This window comes from Acinetobacter sp. YH01018 (assembly GCF_013420295.1).
Taxonomy (GTDB): domain Bacteria; phylum Pseudomonadota; class Gammaproteobacteria; order Pseudomonadales; family Moraxellaceae; genus Acinetobacter.
Genome location: NZ_VOYL01000032.1, coordinates 1 through 25,356, shown reverse-complemented (window position 1 = coordinate 25,356; position 25,356 = coordinate 1). Strand labels below are relative to the sequence as shown.

Sequence of the window (25,356 nt, the reverse complement as noted above, 5' to 3'; positions counted from 1 at the left end):
TGAAATGTTTTCTATCCCGACTCAACCTAGGATAAATGCTGTATTCACAATATCGCTCTGCCGTCTAATTTAATCTGACTTAAATCTCCTAGCTCTAACCACTCTATTCCAATGTAATTTTTTTAACTGGTTCAGTTCCAACATGTACACCCATGTGTACCCAAAAAATAGTTTTAATATCATATATTTATTACCATTAAATACTTGTAATTTATACTAATCAGAATATTTTAAATAAGGGTAAAATTGAATAAGGCTATTTTTTGGGTATCATTTCTGAATTTAAAAATTTAATGCTGATCTTAAGAATCCGAACTGGTCGGTATCTTCAATTAGCTCTAACAATGAGCTAGTTGTTAGTTTATGGGGACATAAACCTTTATTGTCTAAACACCCAACTGAAAGAAAACAGGTCTATCGTGACCGTATTGATAGATGGTCGGGCAATTGACGTAATGAGTTTAAGAGAAATCTTGATCTTGCTTTGGAAGAAAACTTAAAAATTAGACCAATTATAGCAATGCTCAATAACAGTTCTGATTTTCAAAATATTTTAGAGGGTAAAGATGGCAGCCAATACCCGAAAAGATTTAATGCAAAAACAAATTGGATTGGTAAATTAACTGTTTGGGACGGTACTCAATTTGAAATTGTATTTAGGCTTGATCAATAACTTGAACTTAAGCTAGGTTTTTATTCTGCTTATTATCGACTTACCTTGCATAACCCTAAAAACAACAAAGCCCCGATCAATGATTAGGGCTTTATCTTAAATTTGGCGGAAGCGGTGAGATTCGAACTCACGGAGGACTCACACCCTCGTCGGTTTTCAAGACCGGTGCATTAAACCGCTCTGCCACGCTTCCATGTGCGCCATAATACGGATCTTTTTAAAAACTGACAAGTAAAAATTACAAGCAAACTATTCAAATGAATATTGTTTCACCAAATTAACTTTAAAAATTATAATTTGGCTGCCAATTCGGCACCCTCACGAATTGCACGCTTTGCATCAAGCTCTGCCGCCAGTTTGGCACCACCAATAATATGGTAATTCGCCAAGGTAAATTCATCCGCCGTTGGCATAATGTCTTTGACCGATTCCTGTCCTGCACACACTACCACAGTATCTACACGTAACAATTGATCGTGGCCATTGGTTTCAATCCATAAACCTTCATTGGTCACAGACTTGTACTGCACACCACGTAGCATCTTCACAGCGTGTTTTTTCAATTGCGCACGATGCACCCAACCTGTGGTTTTACCCAAGCCAATCCCCAGCGGTGTCGTTTTACGTTGCAAGAGATAAATTTCACGGACAGGATGAGCCACTTCGGCAGCTTGTATGCCACCCTCAGAAGTATAGTTCGGATTCGGATCAATGCCCCACTCCCGTTGCCAGTCAGCCAGAGGTTGCGGCTGTGACTGATGTTCAGGTTTTAATAAAAACTCGGATACATCAAAACCAATACCACCGGCACCAATCACTGCCACCCGATTGCCAACTGCTGCTCCACGTAACACTTCTGCATAAGACAACACTTGCGGTGCCTGACTACCTTCAATATTTAAGGCACGCGGAACAACTCCAGTCGCAACCACGACCTCATCAAAGCCTTCACGTTCCAGTTGTTCACGGTTCACTTTAGTATTTAAGCGCAGTTCTACCCCAGTTCTTTCAATTTGAACTTTAAAATAACGGATGGTTTCATGGAATTCTTCTTTACCCGGTACCACTTTAGCCAGATTGAACTGTCCACCCACCTCATGACTGGCTTCAAATAATGTGACTTTATGACCACGACTTGCAGCTACTGTTGCAGCCGACATGCCTGCCACACCACCACCAACAACAGCAATTTTTTTCGGTACTTTGGTTTTTACATACACCAGTTCCGTTTCATAAGCTGCACGTGGATTGACCAGACAGGTTGCACGTTTATTTTTAAAGGTGTGGTCCAAGCAAGCCTGGTTACAGGCAATACAGGTATTAATTTCATCTACCCGATTGGTGGCAGTCTTGCTGACCCAGAAGGCATCCGCCAACAATGGTCGCGCCATCTGCACCATATCGGCTTTTCCAGCCGCCAAAATGACTTCGGCCGTTTCAGGCATGTTAATCCGGTTAGAGGCAATCACAGGAATAGCGACATGCTTTTTCACTTCTGCCGTGTAATCGGCAAACGCTGCACGCGGTACGGAAGTGACAATGGTCGGAATACGGGCTTCATGCCAGCCAATCCCTGTATTCAGCAAAGTAACCCCGGCTTTTTCCAAAGCCTGTGCCACCGTAATCACTTCCTGCATGGTGTTGCCATCATGTACTAAATCGAGCATGGACAAACGGAAACAGATAATAAATTTTTCACCGACTTTTTCCCGAATGGCTTTGACAATTTCTACTGCCAAACGCATGCGGTTTTCAATGTCACCGCCCCAGTGGTCGCTACGCTGATTGACATGACGGCTTAAAAACTGATTCAGCAAATAGCCTTCAGAACCCATAATTTCCACACCATCATAGCCGGCTTTTTTGGCAATGCTGGCCGTGTGTGCATAATCCTCAATAGTCTCTAAAATCTGCTTTTCACTCATTTGACGCGGTTTAAAAGGTGAAATCGGTGACTTGATTGGACTGGCAGAAACCACAAAAGGCTGATAGCCATAACGGCCAGAATGCAAAATCTGCATTAAAATTTTTGCACCATGCTTATGTACAGCATGTGTGACCAAACGATGCGGCGCCACATCCGCCAAATTATTCATGGTACCACCCGCAGGAAGCAACCAGCCCTGACGGTTTGGGGAAATCCCTCCAGTGATAATCAGACCCACACCACCTTTTGCCCGTTCGCCAAAATATGCGGCCAATTTAGGATAATTATAAAAACGGTCTTCCAGACCGGTATGCATGGAACCCATCACGACACGGTTTTTAATGGTCGTAAAGCCCAAATGTAGCGGTTTTAATATATTTGCATAGCGAGTTGTCATGATGAATCCTTTATATATTGGCTTTGCAACTTGTTGCATATTACTTTACCTATTTTTATTCTTTTGTTTATGACTTGTTTTACACATTGTCTGACGAAACAGTCAATTTTTCATAAAAAAAAAGCGCAGTGCTTAGACTGCGCCTGAGATAGAACCCGTTATTTTTTATTATAATTCAGTTTTTTAATTTGTTTCTTGATTCCAGTATTTTAATTTGGAGGTATGACCAATCCCCACATTAAAGCTATTGGTCGGATCCAGTTTTTGATAATGATTTTTTAGTGCAGGCTTGGCCACATATAAATGCCCGACATTATGTTCTGCAGGATATTCAGCCCCGCGTTCATCCAGTAAACTCCACATTTGATGTTCTATGGCTAAAGGATCAACACCTTTTTTCACAATATAGTCCTGATGAAAGACATGACATAAAAAATGACCATAATACAGTTTATGGATAATCAGCTCATCCATTTCCTTCGGCAAAGTTTCTACCCATTCACGGTCATTACGGCGTAAGGCAATGTCCAGTGCGACAATATCTTCTACTTCTGAACGATGGGTGTCGCGATAACGAATGGCAGCTCCAGCTACAGCAAAACGATGTAAAAAGGCTTTACGTCCTTCTTCTTCGGTACAGTGGAAATAATTTCCAGTGTTATGAGATGAAAAATAGTGCTGTAAAAATTGCTGAACCTGTTCTACATCCTGATTTTCGATGCGCAGTACCAGATGATGCTCATACAAATCGCGGAATTCATTCATGCGTTTCGGTAAATGCGACGGTAAAAATTTGCTCAGCATTTGCAGGACTTTATCAGACAGCCCTTTCATGCCAACTTTTTCCAGGTAGCCATCGACCTTATCTTTCATGGCAAAAGCCGCCGGTACTTTGGCTGTTCCGAATTTTTCGATAAACATGAAGGTATCTTTGCCATATTCAGCACCAATATCGTAAGCTACCCGGTGAATATATTCGCCCGCAATCGGTAAACGCGCTAAACCCGTGAGTAGAAAACGGCGGATTGCGGTTAAATCTTGCTGGGTATTGGTGCCGACATAAAACACCTGACTGGGAATTTTTTCAAAGGTATCCAAACGTACCGCAAACACGCAGACTTTCCCTGCTGAACCTGACGCTTCATACAAACGTGATGGATCGGCATTAAAACGCGCAGGCGTGTTCTCATCAACTTGAGTCACGTCATGGGCGTAACGATGATCCGAAGCACAGCAATGCTGATCATTTTTAATATCAGCCAATTGATATTGCTGATTTTCAAGATTAGATAAAATTTCTTCTGGCGTTGAACCGAGCTGGATGCCCAAATGATTGATAAGTTCCAGTTGTCCCGATTCATTTACTCGGGCATACAGGGCAAGTTCCGTATAAGCAGGTCCACGGCGAACCAGCGCACCGCCCGAGTTATTGCAGACTCCACCTAAAACCGATGCACCTATACAGGAGGAACCAATCACCGAATGCGGCTCACGATTAAACACTGCCAGTTCTTTTTCCAGTTTGTCTAGTGTTGCACCGGGCAAACAAACCACTTGCTTCGCATCATTAATCACTTGAATGCCAACCAAGCGTCGAGTGTTGATCAAAATCACAGGACGGTCATAATCATCGCCAAAAGGGGTTGATCCACCGGTAAGCCCGGTATTGGCAGCCTGCATAATCACAATACAGTCTGCGTCCACCGCAGCCTGCAAGACTTGCCACTGTTCCAGCAATGAACCCGGGACGACCACGGCCAGCACTTGGCCGGAACCGTAACGACGACCTTGACGGTATAATCGTGTGTCATTGTCATCCGTGAATACATGTTGCTTGCCGACAATGTGGATGAGTTTTTGAATGGTTTGCTGTGAATTTGATTGAGTGAACATATTTCTAATCCTTTTCTAAAGTCATTTTTAAGCTACTCGCCGCTCTTTTAATACGCTTTAGAAATATCATCATAACTAACATTTGATACACGAAAACGTCATCCGTTGCTGTTTGAGGCAGACTGAAATAGGACCTCAATGTTTCTGCGAGAGATTAATTCGTTTTGTTATTTGACGAGTTCAACGGATGACAAATGCCTTTGGTTACTTTGGGCAAAACCAAAGTAACAGCTGAGCTCCCAATAGTTGCTTTTTCACGATAAGACTCCCTCTAAACTCATCTTGCTTCAATTTATTATCTATATGCTTAACAGATACTGGGAGAAAAAATTACGAAGCTATTTTTCTAGAATTTATTAATTTATAAATTCTCAAAATCTCCCCTAACCCCTCTTTAATAAAGAGGGGAACTCCTTCTTTCCAAACAAGAGTTTAGGTAATCATCACTCAGCCAACTCTCTATCTAACTTCACCAAACAATCAGAAGTAATATCGCCAATGGTTTTGGCACCGGTCAGCGTCATTGCTACACGCATTTCCTTATCAATCAATTCGAGCAGATTGGAAACACCCTCACCACCGGCAGCGCCCAGTGCATAGACAAAGGCACGACCCAACATACAGGTATCGGCACCCAAGGCCAGCATACGCACCACATCCAGACCATTACGGATACCCGAATCGGCTAGAATTTTGATATCACCTTTAACCGCATCGGCAATTGGCGGCAAAGCACGCGCGGAAGATAAAACACCATCCAGCTGACGGCCACCGTGATTCGACACCACAATACCATCTGCACCGAAACGTACCGCATCTTTGGCATCTTCAGGGTCCAAAATACCCTTGATCACCATTGGACCATCCCAGAACTCACGAATCCATTCCAGATCTTTCCAGGAAATCGAGGGATCAAAGTTAGAACCTAACCAGCCAATATAATCTTCAAGACCCGTCGGTTTACCCAAGTATTTAGAAATATTGCCCAAGTCATGTGGACGTCCCATCAAGCCAACATTCCAGGCCCAATGCGGATGGAAACAGGATTGCATATAACGGCGCATTGCTGCATTTGGCCCGCTCATACCCGAGTGGGCATCTCGGTAACGCGCGCCCGGCACAGGCATATCTACTGTAAATACTAACGTTGAGCAACCTGCCGCTTTGGCACGTTCCAGAGCATTTTTCATAAAGCCACGGTCACGCAGCACATACAACTGGAACCACATTGGACGCTGAATTGCTGGAGCCACTTCTTCGATCGGACAGACTGAAACGGTTGATAGTGTAAAAGGAATGCCTTTTTTATCTGCTGCCACTGCCGCCTGAACTTCCCCGCGACGCGCATACATACCGGTTAAACCGACTGGTGACAATGCCACCGGCATCGACAGGGTTTCATCAAACAGTTTGGTTTCCAGACTTAACTGCGACATGTCATTCAGTACACGTTGTCTCAACGCAATTTTTGATAAATCTTCCACATTACGCTTTAGTGTATATTCCGCGTATGCACCACCATCAATATAGTGAAAAAGAAAAGGGGGCAACCGGCGTTTCGCAGCTTCACGATAATCATTCGCAGAAGAAATAATCATGCTTATATCCTGTTTAATCTACTGGCACGTTGGCGACGAGCTTCTTCTTCATCAATCAAGCGTACCTGTTGTACTACAAACTCAATGTGTCCACAGACTGCACTGCGTGCAGCATCAGGATCACGGCGTTCAATTGCATCCATCACCTGAAAGTGCTGATCATGCAATTGATCAAAACGGTGCGATTCGCTATAGACTTTGCGTCGGCCTAAAACCACGTTGTATTTCAACAGGTCAAATAGGCTGCGCATCATCTGTATTAGCACTAAATTATGTGAGGCTTCGGCAATGGCTAAATGGAATTCAGCATCCGCTTTTGCTGACTGGTCATCATCCCCAATAGATTGATAATGGGCAATCCGATCGTAACAGCGGCGAATATTTTCTAGGTCTGCTGCTGTGGCACGCTGAGCGGCATACCAGGCGGTACCACCCTCTAAAACGCTGCGGGCTTCCTGCACATCAAAACGGTAAGCCGGGTCTTGATCAATCAGATTGCTTAAAGGCTCTACAATTTGATGATTGGTCCAAGTACTCGGTAGCAACTGCAAAAAAGTTCCCGAGCCAGCCTTGCTCAGCAACATGCCCGTACTGACCAAATGCTGAATGGCTTCACGCAACGATGAACGCGACACTCCGAGCTGTTCACATAATTTACGTTCTGCAGGCAAACGGTCTCCAACCTGCATATTGCTCTGTTCAATCAACATGCGGAGCTGCTGTACGGCTTGGTCGGAAACTTTCATCTGCATTTCTCTACTCTTGCATCAATTCCAGTTTATGGAATCATCCATGGGAACACATAGGCTTGTAATGTGATGATAATACCAATCATCACGGTAAAGGAGATACTATGTTTCACGGTAAAGCGGAACAAATCAGATTCTTTACCGACCAGACCTACGGCAGCACAGGCAATTGCAATCGATTGAGGTGAAATCATTTTCCCGGTTACACCACCACTAGTATTGGCCGCAACCAGCAATACTTCTGGCACGCCAATCTGTTGTGCCGTGGTGGCCTGAAGTGCCGAGAACAGTGCATTGGCAGATGTGTCTGAACCGGTCAGGAACACGCCTATCCAGCCCAAAAATGGCGAGAAGAAAGTAAATGCCTGCCCTGTATGTGCTAGTGCTAAAGCCAGCGTGGCCGACATGCCTGAATAATTAGCAATAAAGGCAAAGGCCAGTACCATACCAATCGAATAAATAGGGACTTTCAATTCATTGATGGTTTCGCCAAAGGTGATCACTGCTGCTTTTGGCTTCATTTTCAGGAAAATGATGGTGATGATGGCGGCAATGAAAATGGCTGTGCCTGTGGCAGAAATCCAGTCAAATTTATAAATCGCATCGTAGTCCTTAATTTCAGGGACCACTGGCGGCATCTTCTGGATCAGCTGATGCAAATACGGCACCTTGATGGAAATCACCAGATCATGCAGAGCACCATCTTTGGCAAATAAATCCTTAAAGGGCTTGATACTCCAGATGGTGACCATCGCGGTTAAAATGGCAAATGGTGACCATGCCTTGGCAATTTGAGCAATGCTATATTTTTGCTGTTTTTGAGCTGCGAGCTGTTGAGCAGCTGATTCATCAACATTTGCATCTTGGTCTGCAAAACGGAAAATATGTTTCGGTTGCCAGAATTTAAGCAAAATTGTTAAAGAAATAAGTGAAGCAATTGCAGCGGTAATATCTGGCAGTTCAGGACCTACAAAGTTAGAGGTTAAATATTGTGCAAGCGCGAATGATCCACCTCCCACAATTACCGCTGGCCAGGTTTCTTTCACACCACGCCAGCCATCCATAATCGCCATAATCCAGAATAGAACAATGGGTACCATAAACGGTAACTGACGTCCGACCATCTGGCTAATTTCATGGGTATCTACACCTGAAACCTGCCCGGCCACGATAATGGGAATCCCCATTGCGCCGAAGGCAACCGGTGCAGTATTGACAATCAGACATAAGCCCGCTGCATATAAGGGTTTAAAACCTAATCCCACCAGCAATGCAGCAGTAATGGCAACCGGAGCACCAAAACCTGCCGCACCTTCCAGGAAAGTACCAAAGGCAAAACCCACAAAGAGCATTTGTAAGCGCTGATCTTCGGTAATGGACAGGATGGAAGAACGAATAATATCGAACTGCCCTGTTTTAACCGAAATTTTATACAGAAATACGGCGCCGATGATGATCCAGGCAATGGGCCACAAACCATAGAAAAAACCGTAAATCATTGATGCAAAAGCCATCACGACCGGCATCTGATAGGAAAATAATGAAACCAGCAGCGCCAGGATCACGGTAATTGTTCCCGCTACACTACCTTTCATGCGGAATACCGCAAGCGCTAAAAAGAAGAAAATGATGGGAATCAGGGCAATCAAACTGGAGAGCCAGATATTGCCCATAGGATCGTAAATCTGTTGCCATTGTTGAAGCATTGTCCTCTCCTTGAAATGCTTTTCCAGAATACAAAATGGTCTGATCACCTACCAATTAACATCTTAACTGGTATGACCAATAATCATTTAATTAAAAAAATATATCAATAAACTTTAAATATGCTACTTTTTAACCAAATAAAGATCAATAAGCAATTTCTTATTTAAAATTGGTCATACCAATATAATACATGAAATATTTAAAATTTATACAGACTGCACTGATTAAAATTCACTCAGATATTTTTAATTATTTCATTTTTATTATTTTTTTAGAAAAATAAAAAATCCGGGACAATCATCTAATACTTTAGTCGATAATATGGATTATTTGAATGATGATTACTCAAAGCAAAGCACTATTGATAACAAGCGTATTATAACAAGCATAGATACTGATCATTAGATCCTGGATAATTAGATACAAATAACAGGTGCGACAGAAAGCCATTCTGAGAGGAAATAAAATGTGCGGACATGTTGCAAGCGGTCAAACTTTCAATGTGCTGCTCAAAATTGTTATCCACCTTCCTTTTAACTCCTGTTTATAAGCCACAACTCTGCTCTGCTTCACGATTTAATCAAAATCTTTGCTTATAACCATATATTGAATCTATCAATTTCAAATTTTCAACGAGATTTTCTTTTGTAAAACCATTAGAAATAAAATAGTGCTACAATTGAAGAAATGTGTATTTTCTTGGGCCACCAAATTTCTCGGTGCCTATTTCATATCGTTAGGATTAACAATGTCTGATAATGCAACTATCTTGCAGAATGTCCCAGTAGGCAAAAAAGTTGGTATTGCCTTCTCTGGTGGTCTAGATACTTCAGCTGCTCTATTGTGGATGAAACAAAAAGGCGCAGAACCTTATGCTTATACAGCAAACCTGGGTCAGCCTGATGAAGACGACTATGATGCGATTCCGAAAAAAGCGGAAGCGTATGGCGCAGTAAAAGCTCGCTTGGTTGATTGCCGCTTACAACTTGCATTAGAAGGTATTGCTGCGATTCAATGTGGCGCTTTCCATATCAGCACTGGTGGTGTTCCTTACTTCAACACTACGCCATTGGGTCGTGCAGTAACCGGTACCATGCTTGTTACCGCAATGAAAGAAGATGATGTCAACATCTGGGGTGATGGTTCAACTTATAAAGGTAACGACATTGAACGTTTCTACCGTTATGGCTTGTTGACTAATCCTGCGCTTAAAATTTACAAACCTTGGTTAGACCAAACCTTTATTGATGAGCTTGGTGGTCGTGCGGAAATGTCACAATTCCTGATCGACAACGGCTTTGACTATAAAATGTCAAAAGAAAAAGCTTACTCAACTGACTCAAACATGCTGGGTGCGACTCACGAAGCGAAAGATCTTGAATACTTAAATGCCGGTATCAAAATCGTTGACCCAATCATGGGCGTTGCATTCTGGAAAGAAGAAGTCGAAATCAAACCTGAAGAAGTATCAATTACTTTTGAAGAAGGTTTCCCTGTTGCGATTAACGGTCAACGCATTGAAGATCCAGTTGAGTTCATTCTTGAAGCCAACCGTATCGGTGGTCGTCACGGTCTAGGTATGTCTGACCAGATCGAAAACCGTATCATCGAAGCGAAATCTCGCGGTATTTATGAAGCACCAGGTATGGCACTTCTTCACATCGCTTACGAGCGTCTTGTGACTGGTATTCATAACGAAGACACCATTGAACAATACCGTATCAACGGTCTGCGTTTAGGTCGTTTATTGTATCAAGGTCGCTGGTTCGATTCTCAAGCGCTGATGCTTCGTGAAACTGCACAGCGCTGGGTAGCGAAAGCCATCACAGGTACCGTGACTTTAGAGCTTCGTCGCGGTAATGACTACACAATTATGAACACTGAATCACCTAACCTTACTTATGAAGCTGAGCGTTTAACCATGGAGAAAGGTGATTCTATGTTTAGCCCTGCTGACCGTATTGGTCAATTGACGATGCGTAACCTTGATATCACGGATACGCGTGCAAAATTGGGGATCTATACAGGTGCAGGCTTACTTTCTGTAGGTACTGGTTCAGCTGTTCCTCAATTAAAAGACAAAAACAAATAAGTTTGTTTTAGGTCAAAAAAACCGCTCGAAAGAGCGGTTTTTTTATCTGACCCGTTTATGATTTGATTAATTCAGTGTCAGGAATATTTGAGCGAATAGATTGATAATAAATCTGGTTACGGCCTAAGTGCTTGGCACGATATAAAGCCTGATCAGCAATTTCCAACAACTCTTCTTTACTCAGCTCGGTCTCGCCATGATAAACAGTAATGCCCAAGCTGATGGTAATAAAATTGGAGATTAAAGATTTTTCGTGTGGAATTTCTAAACGCTCGATGGCCTTAAATATATTTGAGGCTACGGCATAAGCACCATGAGCATCCGTTTCAGGCAACAATACGACAAACTCTTCCCCGCCATAGCGCGCTACGAAATCCATATGCCGAATGGCATTTTTAATTGATTTGGCGATAGAGGAAATCACATCATCGCCTTTTTGGTGCCCATAAAAATCGTTATAGTTTTTAAAAAAATCAATATCAATAAACAGGATCGCCAAATCACTTTGTTCTTGACGGGTCTGCTCGTAAAACACTTCCATCATTTCATCGAAACTACGACGGTTTGAGATTTTAGTCAGGTCATCATGCTGACTTAAATGCAATAATTCCGAATTATGAATCCGATGCATTTTTTCACTAATTTTGGTTCGCATTGTAAACAGATAAATCATTCGTTCACGCGCAAAAATCATATGACTAATCACATAACCAAACACACAACTGCCAAAAAGAATACGACCAAGTACTACGGCATCAAAATCAACATGAAGCAGAAAAAACAGAATGACTGTCAGCGAAGCCGCTAAAAATCCGGTCATCAACATCTGAAATGGTTTTACCCCGGAAATAAGGGAACCCATGATGTAAATCATGCATAGAATGGCCATACCTTGTTGGCGTAAGGCAACAGTTTCTACGGTCAAAGTCAACCAGGACATGGAAATCATGGCCCAAAACATAAGCACCATGGAAGCCAGAGAAAAATAGGGACGCAATTTGGGAAAATGTGAAAAAGAAAATAAAATCAGCAGGCATACAGCACCATTGGCCAAACCTAGGCTACAGTTCAGAAAATCATGCCTGATATACTGTTTGTCAATCACCCAGTAGTCGCTGGGCAAAATCACCAGAATAAAAATAAAGTAAGATAAAACGCCGCCCCACAGATATTTTTGTACATGCTTACGGGCACGCTCCAAATTTTTCGACCAAAATTCCTGTTCCATTTTTTTGGGAAAAACCTGACCTATACGCTGACTTTGCCGTATAATCAGCTCTTCTATTTTTTCTTTATCATATTGTAATTTCGCTAGATTATACTTGGATTCCATTGCCCAGCATTTCTTAATTCTTTTAGTTACTAAAAATAACATATTTTTCTTATTTAGAATTATGTATATATAACCATTTGTCTGTAATTCTCGTTACCATTTTCACACTTTATGGATTATCATCTGTTTTATTTCTTCGATTGAAATGGCCTTGAATACAATCACTCTTCTCCAGCCAGATGATTGGCATGCTCACTTACGTGACGGTTTATCTTTAAAACGCACAGTTCCCGATCTTGCCAAGCAGTTTGCTCGTGCTATCTGCATGCCAAATACTGTACCTCCCATCAAAACAGTTGAGGAAGCATTGGCTTATCGCGAACGCATTATGGCGCATGTCCCTGAAGGTGTCGCATTTGATCCACGTATGGTGCTTTACTTTACCGACCAGACTCAACCAAGCGAAGTCAAAAAAATTAAAGAATCTGAGCATGTCAATGCCATCAAGCTGTATCCAGCCGGTGCAACCACAAATTCAGACAACGGCGTCAGTGATATCAGTAAAGTCTATGCAGTGATTGAACAGCTTGAAGAACATCAGGTGCCATTGTTGCTTCACGGTGAAGTCACCCACAATCATGTCGATATTTTTGACCGTGAAAAACGCTTTTTAGATGAAGTACTTTCACCGCTTTTAAAACAGTTTCCAAAGCTTAAATTGGTTTTAGAACACATTACCACAAGCGATGCTGCACATTTTGTACTTGAACAGGACCGCAATGTCGCTGCGACCATTACCCCACAGCACTTACTGTTCAACCGTAATGATATGCTGGTAGGTGGTATTAAACCGCATTTCTATTGTTTGCCGATTTTAAAGCGTCAAAGCCATCAGCAAACATTACTTGAAGTTGCAACCAGTTCTAATCCCAAGTTTTTCCTGGGTACAGACAGCGCGCCGCATTCAAAAAATGCCAAAGAAAATGCCTGTGGCTGTGCCGGTTGCTATAGCGCCCCTACCGCAATTGAATTATATGCTCAGGCTTTTGATCAGGTAGGTCGACTGGACCGTCTGGAAGGTTTTGCCAGCCATTTCGGTGCGGACTTCTATGGTCTGCCGCGCAATACCAATAGCATTACCTTGGTCAAAGAAAAGCAAGTTATTCCGGAAAGTTTAGACTATTTGGATGGTGAACAGATTATCCCATTGTATGCGGGTAAGACCATCCAATGGAGAAAAGTGTGACAGATGAAACCACACCAGTAATTGGTCAGCGTTTCCGTGGATTTTTACCTGTTGTTGTCGATGTCGAGACAGCAGGTTTTAACTCACAGACCGATGCCTTACTGGAAATCGCAGCAATCCCAATCATTTATAATGAAAAAGGCCAATTTGTACCTGGTGAAGCGCACCATGCACATATTAATCCTTTTGCAGGGGCGAATTTAGACCGCCGTTCTCTGGAATTTATTGGTATAGATCCGTCAAACCCAATGCGCATTGCCATGGCGGAAGATGAAAAAAGTGCATTAAAACGCATTTTCAAATCGGTCAATGAAGTTCGTCGGCAGCAAAACTGTACCCATGCCGTTTTGGTCGGTCACAATGCACATTTCGATTTGGGCTTTGTACAAGCGGCTATTGCCCGTACAGGGACCAAAAATCAAAACCCTTTTCACAGTTTTTCGGTGTTTGATACTGTGACTTTAAGTGCCGTGATGTTTGGTCAGACCGTACTGGCAAAATCATGTATTCAGGCTGGAATTGAGTTCGATGGTAAGGAAGCACACTCTGCTTTATACGACACTCAAAAAACGGCTGAACTGTTTTGCTATATTTTGAACAAACTCGCACCCCATCTACTTGACACCTTGATGGCGGATCAATAAGATACCGCCATCTTCTAAACGTCCCTATCGTCTAGAGGCCTAGGACATCGCCCTTTCACGGCGGTAACCGGGGTTCGAATCCCCGTAGGGACGCCATCTATTTTTCTCTTCTTTATTTTTACTACCGAAAACATTTTAAAATTAAAACCTTGATTCGTATATTCATATCCCGAGCCTCTTAAAAAGCCGTCATAACTTGCGGATAATCACCAAACATAATTGCTAAAATTACTCATCTGCTCATCCTGAATAATCGTTTCCAAAGCTTGATTTTTAAAGTTTAGCCTTAAGTGCTGCGACACCCTTTTTTTATGGCAATTTGCATGCTAAGTTTCCCCCATTGCAATTAATGAACCTGCTCGTATGTTGAAAAAATTTTTCCTTGTTTTAATCATTCTCCTGCCCTCTGCTTTATATTTATATATCGTCAGCAGAGATGAAGCTCCAGCCAAGGATTCATCCATTACCCCGGCAGAAGCTCCAGCGCAAGAACAGTCTGAGAAATATCAAACACCCGACCACTAATATGTGGTCTTTTTAATTTAAAACCGTCCTCAACCCAGCCTTCATCATCGAAAAGTTTGGCTGATTTAACATTCACCTAACCCATAATTAAAATAATGCTTTCAGCCTATTTTTTATCTTACACAACCCTCCCCAACCTTCACAGTATTCATCTGCCGAGGAGCCGAAGTCATCGCTAAAAAGAGCAATGGCTGCACTTTATCTCATTAAGCCATCCCTAGAGGGTGGATTGATGCAAGTTGTATCGTGCTGAAAATAAATGTGCTTTTAAAGCGATAGATCAAGTCCCGTTTAAAAAACTGCTCTTTTTATTTTAGATTTGTCATTTTTTATGCAATTAATTCAATATTTTAAAAATAACACAATTACAGGTTTGACAGCTTTATTAAAAATCCATAATATACGCATCACCTCCTAACGACCCTATCGTCTAGAGGCCTAGGACATCGCCCTTTCACGGCGGTAACCGGGGTTCGAATCCCCGTAGGGTCGCCATATATCGTGCTATACGATCATTCAAGCTTCAACACCTATCATTATTACATTGCAGATTCGTAGTTTTTCACTACAATAGTTCGCTTCATTTTTCTTTTTCTTTTTCTCTTATGCAGTCATCTCATACTCCGAATGATGCTATGCATCAGGGCAATTCTGCGCCTTTAAAACGCGCTATGAGTACTCGACACCTGGTCATGATTTCGCTAGGCGGCGCAATCGGCACGGGGTTATTTTTAGGTTCGGGTGAAGTCATTGCACAAACGGGGCCTGTAGGTGCCATCATCTCCTATGTATTAGGCGGTTTAATCGCTTATGCAGTCATGCTTTGTCTGGGCGAACTTGCGGTGCACATGCCCGAATCAGGTTCTTTTGGTACCTATGCACGCAGATATATTGGTCCAGGTACCGGTTATATGATTACCTGGTTGTACTGGCTGACCTGGACTGCCACCCTGGGAACCGAATTTACCGCCGCAGCCTTGCTGATGCAGGAATGGTTTCCGCAAATTTCAGTCTGGATCTGGACCATCGTTTTTGCAGCCATTGTGTTTGGGCTCAATATGAGTTCAACCAAACTGTTTGCAGAATCTGAATTCTGGCTTTCCCTGGTCAAAGTCGTGACCGTGATTAGCTTTATTATTCTCGGCTTGTTGGCAATTTTTGGCGTGCTTTCGTTTCAGGGGAACACTTCTGCGCCTTTATTTAGCAACCTTACGGCTCAGGGCTGGTTTCCTCAAGGCTTATTTCCAATTTTCGCCACCATGCTGATTGTCAACTTCGCTTTCTCTGGCACCGAACTGATTGGCGTTGCCGCAGGTGAAACCCAGGACCCGGCTAAGAACGTACCCAAAGCGATTAATGCCGCAATCTGGCGACTGCTGATTTTCTTTGTCGGCACAATTGTGGTGATTAGCGCACTGTTGCCGCATCAGATGGCAGGCTTAGGTGCTGAAGGCGTCAGTAGCAGTCCGTTTGTCACAGTATTTACTTATATCGGTATTCCACACGCGGAAGATATCATCCGCTTTGTGATTATCACCGCGCTATTATCGGCAGCCAACTCGGGTTTATATGCCGCTTCCCGCATGATGTGGTCTTTATCTGACAAAAAACAGCTACCTGCCGTGTTCTCCAAAGTGAACCATCGTGGCATTCCTTTTGTGGCGATTATTGTCACCATGTTTGGTGCAATTCCGGGATTACTGTCAGAGCAGTTTGCACCGGAAACCATCTTCAAGAACCTGCTGGGTGTGGCTGCATTTACCATGGTGGTGGTCTGGATGAGCATTTGCTTAAGCCAGTTTAATTTCCGTCGCCAGTGGTATAAGGCCGGCCATAGCGTGGAAGAGCTGGGCTTTGCCGCACCGCTGTTCCCGATTGTACCGATTCTAGGTTTTGTGTTCTGTTTTATTACCTGTATCAGTATGGCAGCAGATCCGGAAATGCTGGCCGGCTTTATTGGCTGCCTGCTGTTTATTGCGGGTTGTTATCTCAGTTATCATGTTTTCTACAGAAAGCAAAACTAACACAGAAAAGGAGTGGTCAAGTACCGCTCTTTTTTTTAAGCTCAATAAAGATAATCACTTCTACAAAAGCTCTGACCATGTATGAAAATCATTTTTATTCACGGCATGAATCAACAGAATTACGATCAACCTTCATTAAAACAGCATTGGCTATCCGCTTTTCAGACAGGCCTACGCAATTCCCGGCAAAATATTGATCTTAACACTCTGGAAGTGCGCTTTCCTTTTTATGGCGACTTGCTCAGCAAACATCATTTATATAACAGCCTGGATCTGGAGACCTTTTTACCCAAGTCCATCTCCCATTTACATCTTCCCTTTCATTTAAAACATAACACTACCATTGTCCCGGAACAGCATCCCTGTGCGAGCAGATTACCAAGTATAAATCCCGAATGCTCTGAGTCATTCACTCAGCGATTGGCCCTCATTAGCGCACTTACCAGAGATCATGCATTTAAGGAACTGGCACTATTTCTAAATCATTATCCCAAGCTACATGAAACATTTATTCATAAATTCCTGATTGAAAGCTATTTATATTTATCTAACCCCGATTTCATGCATGAAGTTCACCATCGAATCATGTCTTATCTACATCCCGAGCTAGATCATATTATTGTGGCGCACTCCCTCGGTTCGGTCATTACCTATAACCTGCTGCATCAGTATCCGCATTTTAGAATTCAGCGCTTTATTACCCTAGGCTCTCCCCTGGCTTTTAGAGTCATTCAGGAAAAACTCGTCACCCCGATTTCCAGACCACCCCAGCTGCAGGGTGACTGGTTTAATTTTTATTCACCTGACGATTTTTTGACTGCTTTTCCTTTATCAGAAGCCCCTTTCAATTTTAAGCTACCAATCATTAACCAGGCGATTACTACATCTTTTTATAATCCTCACAGTATTATCGGTTACTTACAGCATCCGGCAGTGATCAACAGCATCATTGAGGGTTTAAGCGCAGAAAAATAGTGATTTTCAAAACACATTTCACACATTTGTTTTATTTTTATTCAGTTGAGTCTATTTTTAAACATTATCCCGGGAAAAGGTTTGACAGGCTGTCCTATCCACCCTATTATACGCCCACCTCTGAAACGTCCCTATCGTCTAGAGGCCTAGGACATCGCCCTTTCACGGCGGTAACCGGGGTTCGAATCCCCGTAGGGACGCCAATACTTAGATGACCCTATCGTCTAGAGGCCTAGGACATCGCCCTTTCACGGCGGTAACCGGGGTTCGAATCCCCGTAGGGTCGCCATATTCGAGATAGCAATATCTCAGCAAAAAGCCTGATCGTCATGAATCAGGCTTTTTTGTTTTTAAATGGATTGAATTTCAATATTGCTTGATCTTTGCTACACATCTAAAAAAATAACTATTTAGCAGGTGATCATTTTAGGCGTGTAGATCTGTTGTTTTGGTTTCCACTCTTGGCCTGCATGCAATCAAATACGGCATTTTCAGCGTTATCTGCAACAGATCCAAAGCAGAACTGCCTTTTAACGTACATTGGAAAAAGGACAATGGTCTGCTGTGCAGTTTCAGTCTTACTGGTCTAAAGCATGGTAGCCTTAAGCACTACGACGTGAATTAATCCGCCCTTTAATAATGGCGGTAATATTGTTTTTGGCATATTTCAAAAAAACTTTCAGCGGTGACAGTTTCGGATTGGGACATTTACCTTGGGCAATATCCTTAAACTGTGCGGCATACCAGATGATTTCCATAATCGCCATTTTATCGACTATAGGAATGCCGGTTTTGATTTTATCCACCGCATAACGTACATCCTGCCCTGCAATCAGTCGATCGGTTAAATCGGTTTCCACTGCCAATGGGCGGGCAATACCAATAAAATCACAGGCCCTACTATCCAGTGCCGCATTCATACCCGCTACGGTACGAAAACCGCCAGTCACCATTAAATGGCATTTCACTTCTTTGCGAATTTTCTCGGCAAAATCGAGGAAATAGGCTTCGCGGGCAATACTGCTGGCTTTGCGCTTGTCTTCTTTCGCGCCCGCCATAGCCGGAGCTTCATAAGTTCCACCAGAAATCTCGATCAGATCGATTCCAGCAGCATCTATGGCTTTAAAGACCGCAACCACTTCATCTTCGGTAATGCCGCCACGCTGGAAATCAGCCGAGTTCAGTTTCACGGAAATGATAAATTGATCCGAGGTTGCAGCACGGACAGCCTTATAAATTTCCAACAGGAAGCGCATCCGGTTTTCAATCGAACCACCCCATTGATCCTGACGCTTGTTGGTCAATGGCGATAAAAACTGGCTGATCAGATAACCATGCGCACCATGCAACTGTATGCCTTCAAAGCCAGCTTTTTCGCAGATTTGTGCAGAAATGGCAAAACGCTGGATAATATCGATAATCTCATCTTCACGTAATTCACGTGGTGTGCCAAAGGTAGTTGCCAGTGCAGGAGAAAAAGGCACAGCCGAAGGTGCTACAGTTTCCCTGTTTAGACCTTTAGGACACTGGCGGCCGGGATGGGATAATTGCACCAGTTGCACCATGCCATATTTCTTGCCGAGCGCTGCCCATTGCTGTAGCTTGGCCAAATCACGTTCCGATTCAATCACTACCACGCCCGGTTCATTTTTGGCACGGAAATCTACCATCACATTTCCTGTAATGGCACAGCCCAAGCCACCTTTGGCCCAGGTTTCATAAAGATTAAAATGCAACTGGCTGGGCTGACCTGCATCATTTGCCAGAGCTTCACTCATTGCGGCTTTGATTATTCTGTTTTTAAAAGTGATATTTCGAATGGTAATGGCTTCAGCAAGATGGCTCATCTCTCAATCCTGACTTATTTGTATTTATATAGAGTGAAAACTCTAACCTGAATATACAATTCGTCAATAGGCTATTTGACAATATGACTTGTCAGTAGTTTTAAACATACTGACTTGCTTCGATTAATTGACGGGTATATTCAGTTTGCGGATTTAAAAACAGCTGTTCAGTGCTTTGAAATTCCATGACCTGTGCACGACGTAACACCAATACTTTCTGGCACAGCGCTTTGACCACTTGCAGGTCATGGCTGATAAATAGATAACTGATCTGATGCTCTTGCTGCAAACGTCTGAGTAATTTCACTATGGCGCGCTGCGTGGTACGGTCCAGCGCCGAGGTCGGTTCATCCAGTATCAGCAGTTTAGGATTCAACACCAAAGCGCGTGCCAAGGCGACACGCTGACGTTGTCCACCTGACAGCTCATGTGGATAACGAGTTCTAAAGCTGATCGGCAATTCTACTTTTTCCAGTGCTTCATCAATCCGCTGAGATATGTCTGTAGCAGAAAGTTTTTTTAAGCCCAAGCCTTCACCAATGGTTTGCTCGACATTCAAACGCGGATTCAAACTGCTAAACGGGTCTTGAAACACCATCTGAAATTCGGCACGTAAAGGCCGTAACTGTTTTTCATTGCATTGGTTTAAATCGGTACCGAGCAGCACAATTTCACCGTCACTTTTGATCAAACGGCTAATAGCCAAAGCCAGTGAACTTTTACCTGAACCGCTTTCACCGACAATACCAATCGATTCACCTTGGGCTAATTGTAAGTCCAAAGGCTCGACCGCAATAAAATAGTCTTTGACCCAGTTGAGTAATCCCTGCTTGATCGGGAACTTCACCGCAACCTGCTTTAAGGTCAATAAATTTTCAGCTTCTGGAATGTGTAGCGCCTCACCAAAATCATGATTCAGTAAATCTCGGGTATAGGCCTGTTTCGGATATTGAAATATTTCCGCTACGCTGCCCTGTTCTTCTACTACACCTTTGTTCATTACAATGACCTGATCGGCATAGCGACGTACCAGATTAAGATCATGGCTGATCAGAATCATCGCCATATTTCGGCTTTGCTGCAAAGATTTAAGCAGTTTTAAAATCTGTGCTTGCAAGGTAACATCCAGTGCTGTGGTCGGCTCATCGGCAATCAGAATGTCCGGATCTAAGGCCAGTGCCATGGCAATCATCACGCGCTGCCGCTGTCCGCCAGAAAGCTCATGCGGATAACGGCGCAATTTCTCTTCAGGGTCGGGAATGCCGACATCTTTTAATAATTCAATAATTCGTGCTTTGGCCTTTTGTTTGGACCAGCCTTGCAGCAATAAGGTTTCACCAATAATTTTTTCCACCCTGTGCAAGGGATTTAAAGCCGTCATCGGTTCCTGAAAAATCATGGCAATTTTCTGGCCACGAATTTGTCGTAACTGTTCAGTTTTCAGTGCCAGTAGATTTTGCTGTCCCAATAAGGCCTGACCTTGAATCTTCAAAGTACTGGGTAACAGTCCGAGTAAAGCCAAACTGCTAATCGACTTACCCGAACCACTTTCACCGACCAGTGCAACGGTTTCACCGGCATGCAACTGAAAATTCAGGTCAGCTACCAGCACATGCTCTGCTTGCCGGATATTTAAATGCTGCACGCTTAACAAGGCTTGCGGATTATTGGCGTCTTGGATCGAATGCATCACGTGTCGCCTCCCCAATATAAATCAGTAAAGATAGGACAATGGCCAGAGTAAAGAAGCCGGATAGTGCCAGCCATGGTGAATTCAGGTTGGATTTACCCTGCAACAACAGCTCGCCTAAAGAGGCTGCATCCGGTGGTAAACCGTAGCCTAAAAAGTCCAATGCCGTCAGTGCAGTGATGTTGGCTGTGAGCATAAAAGGGAGCTGTGACAGGCTGGAACTCATGGCATTGGGCAAGATGTGGCGCAGCATAATGGTTCGGTCTGTGACGCCCAGACTACGTGCGGCACGGACGTAGTCCAGATGACGCGCCTTTAAAAATTCCGCACGTACCAGACCGACCAAAGTGGTCCAGCCAAATAACAGCATGATCAGAAACAGCCAGTAGACGTTTGGAGTAAACATGCTGACCAGAATCATCACCATGAATAGCATCGGCAAACCGCCCCATACCTCCAGGATACGCTGTCCCAATAAATCGACCCAGCCACCGTAATAGCCCTGAATCGCACCTACAGCAATACCTAAAAGCGCTGATGCAATTGTGAGTGCAAAACCAAATAGCAGTGAAACCCTCAAACCATATAGAATACGGGCCAATACATCACGTCCCTGATCATCGGTACCTAACCAGTTTTGCGAGGTCGGTGCAGATGGCACCGGTACTGCCAGTTCCAAATTGGGTGTTTGATAGGAATATTGAATCAGTGGCCAGATCGCCCAGCCTTTTTCATCAATCAATTGCTGCACGACCGGGTCTTTATAATCAGCTTCAGTTTCAAACACCCCGCCAAAAGTCGTTTCCGGATAAGACTTGAACACCGGCACATACAGTGAATGTTTATAGCTTACCAACAGCGGTTTATCGTTGGCGATCAATTCAGAAGCCAGCGACAATACAAAAATCACGGCAAAAAGGATTAAGCAGCCAAAACCGAGTTTATTTTCCTGAAAGCGTTTCAGGCGTGCTTGCATTAACGGGGACATTATTCAGCACCTCGCGAATCAAAATTAATCCGCGGGTCAATCACCTGATACAGCACATCACTGATTAATCGCAGAATCAGACCCAGCAAGGTAAATAAGAACAGGGTTCCGAAAATAACCGGATAATCACGCTGCTGGATGGCTTCAAAGCCCAGCAGCCCCAAACCATCCAGATTGAAGATAATTTCAATAAACAGGTTGCCAACAAAGAAAATCCCGATCAGCGCTTCAGGCAAACCGGCAATCACTATAAGCATGGCATTACGAAAAACATGACCATAGAGTACCCGTGATTCTGTCAGGCCTTTAGAGCGCGCTGCCAGTACATACTGCTTGTTTAATTCTTCCATAAAGGAATATTTGGTCAGATAGGTCAACCCAGCAAAACCGCCAATCACCATCGCCAGTAAAGGCAAGGTCATATGCCAGAAATAGTCTTTGATTTTGCCCAGCCAGCTTAGACTGTGAAAATTTTCCGATACCAAACCTTGCAGCGGGAACCACTGAAAATAGGAACCACCGGCAAAGAACACAATCAGTAACACCGCAAATACAAAGGCAGGCACGGCATAACCAATCGCCAGTAACAGCGAAGTAGATTTATCAAACAGCATGCCATGCTGACGGGCTTTTTTAATGCCTAAGGGAATAGACACCAGATAAATCAGCAAAGTGCTCCATAAACCCAAAGACAGGGACACAGGCATTTTTTCCCACAACAATTGCGTCACCGGCTTGTCTTTAAAAAAACTGCTGCCGAAATCGAAGCTGGCATAACTTTTCAGCATGTCCCAGAAGCGGATGTGCGCAGGCTGATCAAAGCCGTATTGGGCTTTAATCTTTTCCACCATTTCTGCACTTAAACCTTTTGCTCCCTGATAATTATTTTTTGCAGCAGCAGTTTCGCCACCCGTTGCACCCAGGCCCTGAAAAGCTTCTGCCTGTTGAATGGCTTGCTCAACCGGTCCACCCGGCGCAATCTGGATCACCACAAAGTTAATCAACAAAATGAAAAACAGCGTTGGAATAATCAGCAGCAGTCTTTTTAATATATATATGCCCATCGAAACAGTGTTCCCTGTGCCTGCGTTATGACTTATTGTTTATTTTTGACCTAAATACCGGGTCACTTTTTGCGCTTGCCCGGCATCACTCCACCAGTAGTCAATGCCCGATGACAACTTCGGTTTCACTTTCGGTTGATGATACATGTTCCAGTAAGCAAACCAGTTTTCACCCTTGCCATAGGTCGGAATTTGATAATAACCGGCACGCAATAAACGATCCAGCACCCGGGTTTTCAGCACCAGTTGCTCACGACTCGGTGCATGAATAACCTGCTGTACAATCGCATCAATCACAGGATTTTTAATACCGGCATAGTTGTAGTTTCCCGGCTGATCTGCCGATGCACTGCCCCAGAACTGTGCCTGCTCATTGCCCGGATTGAGCGACTGCGGCATCACGTTGGTGGTCATGTCAAAATCCTTGGTCCGCATGCGCTCGATATACTGCGGCACATCGACATGGCGGATCGCCACTTCCACACCCAAACGTTTCATATTGCGAATAAAAGGCATCAGGGTACGCTGCAAACCATCCTGATGGATTAAAAATTCAATCCGGATCGGCTTGCCTTGGGTATCCAGCAAACGGCCATTTTTAAAGGTATAGCCGGCTTTGATGAGCAACTGGCGTGCAGTCAGCAGATTATTGCGATTAAATCCGCTGGCATCCGACACCGGATATTTCCAATTTTGCAGCACTCCCTGCCGCTGAATCGGATTCAGTCGGGCTAGATAGGGTTTTAAAATGGCCAGCTCTGCAGGACTGGGCGTGCCTTTGGCTTCCAATTCACTGTTGGCAAAATAGCTTTGTAAGCGTCGATACTGTCCGTAAAACAGCGCCTTGTTTTGCCATTCAAAATCATAAGCATAGGTGATGGCTTGGCGAAACCGGATGTCTTGAAAAGGCGCACGACGGGTATTAAAGACAAAACTTTGTGTTGGAATCGGGTTCTGGTGCTGGAACCGGTATTTCACCACCATGCCTGCTTGGACGGCGGGAAAATGATATTCAGTCACCCATTTACGTGCGGTAAATTCTTCATGCAGGGTATATTGGCCCGACTTAAAGCCTTCAAAGGCAATATCCAGATTGCGGTAATAGACATATTTCAGGCGATCAAAGTTATATCGTCCTTTATTAACCGCTAAGTCTTTACCCCAATAGTTTGGATTGCGTTTATAGCTAATACTGCGTCCTGCATCTATGCGATCAATCAAGTATGGACCTGATCCCAAAATCGGTTGCATGGTGACCCGAGTGAAATCCTTCTTCTGCCAATCGCGTTTTGAATAAATTGGCATTTGCGCCAGAATCAGCGGCATCTCTGCATTATTGGCAGACTTAAAACTCATCTTGACTGCATATTTAGACAATACTTCGGTTTTATCCAGATCGGCCAGATACATTTGCAGTCCCGGATTGGACTTGGTTTGATACGTATCAAAAGTGAATTTGATGTCTTCGGCAGTCACTGCACTGCCATCGCTAAAACGTGCTTTGGGATTGAGATGGAAAATGACAAATTGGGTCTGCTTGGGATCATAAGTCACTTTCTCCGCTAGCAAAGGATACATCACCCCCGGCTCATCCAGCGAATTCGACATCAGCGAATCAAACAGGTATTCCACCCCATCGGTTGAGCTGCCTTTGCCATTCATACTGTTTAAATTGTCAAAAGTCCCATTACTGGCAGTACTTAAATAGCCACCTTTAGGCGCCTGGGGATTGGCATAGGGCATGACCGACAAGCCAGCATATTTCGGCTGGCTATGAATGGCAATATAGGGCTTAGTCTGCACGGCAGCCCATAGCCCTTGTGTCAAAAGACTAAGCCCCCATGCAAAACCCCAATATTTCGCCCTGGCAAATGACATCTAAACTGACTCCCTGTCTTTGCATTTATTATAAGTTTGCTTTGTACACGACAAAAAAAGATAACTCATTGAAATAATGGCATAATACTTGTTTTCTGACGACGAATATGATGACACATTTCAATGAGTTACATCTCATCTTAAACAAATATCTAAAGTGGAACAA

At 43.6% G+C, this 25,356-nt stretch carries 18 protein-coding genes and 5 tRNA genes; 11 read left to right on the top strand and 12 right to left on the bottom strand.

The window, feature by feature from the left end; translation table 11 throughout:
- The first annotated feature begins 484 nt into the window (after positions 1–484).
- Positions 485–673 carry a hypothetical protein gene (locus tag FTT83_RS16090; RefSeq protein WP_257234888.1) on the top strand — a complete coding sequence of 63 codons (189 nt, stop codon included), beginning with the start codon at positions 485–487 and terminating at the stop codon, positions 671–673.
- A 103-nt stretch (positions 674–776) separates the two neighbouring features.
- Here the strand turns inward: FTT83_RS16090 and FTT83_RS11095 are convergent.
- The 6 genes from FTT83_RS11095 to lldP form a co-directional block, all read right to left on the bottom strand.
- Positions 777–866 (bottom strand) — tRNA-Ser (locus FTT83_RS11095).
- Positions 867–963: 97 nt separating this feature from the next.
- Positions 964–2,997 (bottom strand): NADPH-dependent 2,4-dienoyl-CoA reductase, encoded by a 2,034-nt coding sequence (locus tag FTT83_RS11090; protein WP_180176389.1) that lies wholly within the window; start codon positions 2,995–2,997, stop codon positions 964–966.
- A gap of 183 nt (positions 2,998–3,180) precedes the next feature.
- Positions 3,181–4,890, bottom strand: a complete 1,710-nt coding sequence (dld, locus tag FTT83_RS11085) for a D-lactate dehydrogenase (protein ID WP_180176388.1) — start codon at positions 4,888–4,890, stop codon at positions 3,181–3,183.
- Between the two features lie 443 nt (positions 4,891–5,333).
- Entirely contained in the window at positions 5,334–6,488 is a 1,155-nt protein-coding gene (gene lldD / locus FTT83_RS11080) for an FMN-dependent L-lactate dehydrogenase LldD (RefSeq protein WP_180176387.1), read from the bottom strand.
- A gap of 2 nt (positions 6,489–6,490) precedes the next feature.
- Positions 6,491–7,234, bottom strand: a complete 744-nt coding sequence (gene lldR / locus FTT83_RS11075; RefSeq protein WP_180042745.1) for a transcriptional regulator LldR — start codon at positions 7,232–7,234, stop codon at positions 6,491–6,493.
- A gap of 32 nt (positions 7,235–7,266) precedes the next feature.
- The gene (gene lldP, locus FTT83_RS11070; RefSeq protein WP_180176386.1) at positions 7,267–8,943 is read right to left on the bottom strand and encodes an L-lactate permease; all 1,677 of its coding nucleotides are present in this window, start codon (positions 8,941–8,943) and stop codon (positions 7,267–7,269) included.
- Between the two features lie 749 nt (positions 8,944–9,692).
- Between lldP and argG the strand changes: the two genes are divergently transcribed.
- Positions 9,693–11,036: an argininosuccinate synthase gene (gene argG / locus FTT83_RS11065; RefSeq protein WP_086194957.1), complete on the top strand. Its 1,344-nt coding sequence runs from the start codon at positions 9,693–9,695 to the stop codon at positions 11,034–11,036.
- Positions 11,037–11,091: 55 nt separating this feature from the next.
- On the opposite strand, the gene FTT83_RS11060 is transcribed toward argG, so the two are convergent.
- The gene (locus FTT83_RS11060; protein ID WP_180042725.1) at positions 11,092–12,369 is read right to left on the bottom strand and encodes a GGDEF domain-containing protein; all 1,278 of its coding nucleotides are present in this window, start codon (positions 12,367–12,369) and stop codon (positions 11,092–11,094) included.
- Between the two features lie 151 nt (positions 12,370–12,520).
- Between FTT83_RS11060 and pyrC the strand changes: the two genes are divergently transcribed.
- The 9 genes from pyrC to FTT83_RS11015 all read left to right on the top strand — a co-directional run bounded on the left by pyrC (position 12,521) and on the right by FTT83_RS11015 (position 18,012).
- Complete coding sequence (gene pyrC / locus FTT83_RS11055; RefSeq protein WP_180042726.1) at positions 12,521–13,555, top strand: dihydroorotase; 1,035 nt, start codon at positions 12,521–12,523, stop codon at positions 13,553–13,555.
- Positions 13,540–14,199: a ribonuclease T gene (gene rnt, locus FTT83_RS11050; RefSeq protein WP_180042727.1), complete on the top strand. Its 660-nt coding sequence runs from the start codon at positions 13,540–13,542 to the stop codon at positions 14,197–14,199. Before pyrC ends, rnt begins: the two co-directional genes overlap by 16 nt.
- Before the next feature lie 20 nt (positions 14,200–14,219).
- Positions 14,220–14,295 (top strand) — tRNA-Glu (locus FTT83_RS11045).
- A gap of 267 nt (positions 14,296–14,562) precedes the next feature.
- The gene (locus tag FTT83_RS11040) at positions 14,563–14,724 is read left to right on the top strand and encodes a hypothetical protein (protein WP_180042728.1); all 162 of its coding nucleotides are present in this window, start codon (positions 14,563–14,565) and stop codon (positions 14,722–14,724) included.
- 419 nt (positions 14,725–15,143) lie between these two features.
- A tRNA-Glu gene (locus tag FTT83_RS11035) sits at positions 15,144–15,219 on the top strand.
- Between the two features lie 110 nt (positions 15,220–15,329).
- Positions 15,330–16,748, top strand: a complete 1,419-nt coding sequence (locus FTT83_RS11030; RefSeq protein WP_180176385.1) for an amino acid permease — start codon at positions 15,330–15,332, stop codon at positions 16,746–16,748.
- Between the two features lie 81 nt (positions 16,749–16,829).
- A complete protein-coding gene (locus FTT83_RS11025; RefSeq protein ID WP_180176384.1) occupies positions 16,830–17,723 on the top strand; it encodes a hypothetical protein in 894 nt (297 codons plus the stop codon).
- Positions 17,724–17,850: 127 nt separating this feature from the next.
- Positions 17,851–17,926: transfer RNA gene (locus FTT83_RS11020), tRNA-Glu, on the top strand.
- A 10-nt stretch (positions 17,927–17,936) separates the two neighbouring features.
- Positions 17,937–18,012 (top strand) — tRNA-Glu (locus tag FTT83_RS11015).
- 313 nt (positions 18,013–18,325) lie between these two features.
- Here FTT83_RS11015 and FTT83_RS11010 read toward each other — a convergent pair.
- The 5 genes from FTT83_RS11010 to FTT83_RS10990 form a co-directional block, all read right to left on the bottom strand.
- On the bottom strand, positions 18,326–19,570 hold the full coding sequence (locus FTT83_RS11010) for an NADH:flavin oxidoreductase/NADH oxidase family protein (RefSeq protein WP_180176383.1): 1,245 nt from the start codon (positions 19,568–19,570) through the stop codon (positions 18,326–18,328).
- A gap of 100 nt (positions 19,571–19,670) precedes the next feature.
- Entirely contained in the window at positions 19,671–21,260 is a 1,590-nt protein-coding gene (locus FTT83_RS11005) for an ABC transporter ATP-binding protein (protein ID WP_180176393.1), read from the bottom strand.
- The gene (locus FTT83_RS11000; protein WP_180042731.1) at positions 21,235–22,248 is read right to left on the bottom strand and encodes an ABC transporter permease; all 1,014 of its coding nucleotides are present in this window, start codon (positions 22,246–22,248) and stop codon (positions 21,235–21,237) included. The genes FTT83_RS11005 and FTT83_RS11000 overlap by 26 nt, the downstream gene beginning before the upstream one ends.
- Positions 22,248–23,312: a microcin C ABC transporter permease YejB gene (locus FTT83_RS10995; protein WP_180042732.1), complete on the bottom strand. Its 1,065-nt coding sequence runs from the start codon at positions 23,310–23,312 to the stop codon at positions 22,248–22,250. The genes FTT83_RS11000 and FTT83_RS10995 overlap by 1 nt, the downstream gene beginning before the upstream one ends.
- 39 nt (positions 23,313–23,351) lie before the next feature.
- On the bottom strand, positions 23,352–25,190 hold the full coding sequence (locus tag FTT83_RS10990; protein ID WP_180042733.1) for an extracellular solute-binding protein: 1,839 nt from the start codon (positions 25,188–25,190) through the stop codon (positions 23,352–23,354).
- Positions 25,191–25,356 lie beyond the last annotated feature (166 nt).

Bases quoted from the DNA above. Each gene is read 5' to 3' on its own strand.
- lldD (WP_180176387.1), bottom strand. From the start codon at position 6,488: ATGATTATTTCTTCTGCGAATGATTATCGTGAAGCTGCGAAACGCCGG.
- argG (WP_086194957.1), top strand. From the start codon at position 9,693: ATGTCTGATAATGCAACTATCTTGCAGAATGTCCCAGTAGGCAAAAAA.
- dld (WP_180176388.1), bottom strand. From the start codon at position 4,890: ATGTTCACTCAATCAAATTCACAGCAAACCATTCAAAAACTCATCCAC.
- FTT83_RS11005 (WP_180176393.1), bottom strand. From the start codon at position 21,260: ATGCATTCGATCCAAGACGCCAATAATCCGCAAGCCTTGTTAAGCGTG.
- FTT83_RS11090 (WP_180176389.1), bottom strand. From the start codon at position 2,997: ATGACAACTCGCTATGCAAATATATTAAAACCGCTACATTTGGGCTTT.
- FTT83_RS10990 (WP_180042733.1), bottom strand. From the start codon at position 25,190: ATGTCATTTGCCAGGGCGAAATATTGGGGTTTTGCATGGGGGCTTAGT.
- rnt (WP_180042727.1), top strand. From the start codon at position 13,540: ATGGAGAAAAGTGTGACAGATGAAACCACACCAGTAATTGGTCAGCGT.
- FTT83_RS11030 (WP_180176385.1), top strand. From the start codon at position 15,330: ATGCAGTCATCTCATACTCCGAATGATGCTATGCATCAGGGCAATTCT.
- lldR (WP_180042745.1), bottom strand. From the start codon at position 7,234: ATGAAAGTTTCCGACCAAGCCGTACAGCAGCTCCGCATGTTGATTGAA.
- FTT83_RS11025 (WP_180176384.1), top strand. From the start codon at position 16,830: ATGAAAATCATTTTTATTCACGGCATGAATCAACAGAATTACGATCAA.
- lldP (WP_180176386.1), bottom strand. From the start codon at position 8,943: ATGCTTCAACAATGGCAACAGATTTACGATCCTATGGGCAATATCTGG.
- FTT83_RS11000 (WP_180042731.1), bottom strand. From the start codon at position 22,248: ATGTCCCCGTTAATGCAAGCACGCCTGAAACGCTTTCAGGAAAATAAA.
- FTT83_RS11040 (WP_180042728.1), top strand. From the start codon at position 14,563: ATGTTGAAAAAATTTTTCCTTGTTTTAATCATTCTCCTGCCCTCTGCT.
- FTT83_RS11010 (WP_180176383.1), bottom strand. From the start codon at position 19,570: ATGAGCCATCTTGCTGAAGCCATTACCATTCGAAATATCACTTTTAAA.
- FTT83_RS10995 (WP_180042732.1), bottom strand. From the start codon at position 23,312: ATGGGCATATATATATTAAAAAGACTGCTGCTGATTATTCCAACGCTG.
- FTT83_RS11060 (WP_180042725.1), bottom strand. From the start codon at position 12,369: ATGGAATCCAAGTATAATCTAGCGAAATTACAATATGATAAAGAAAAA.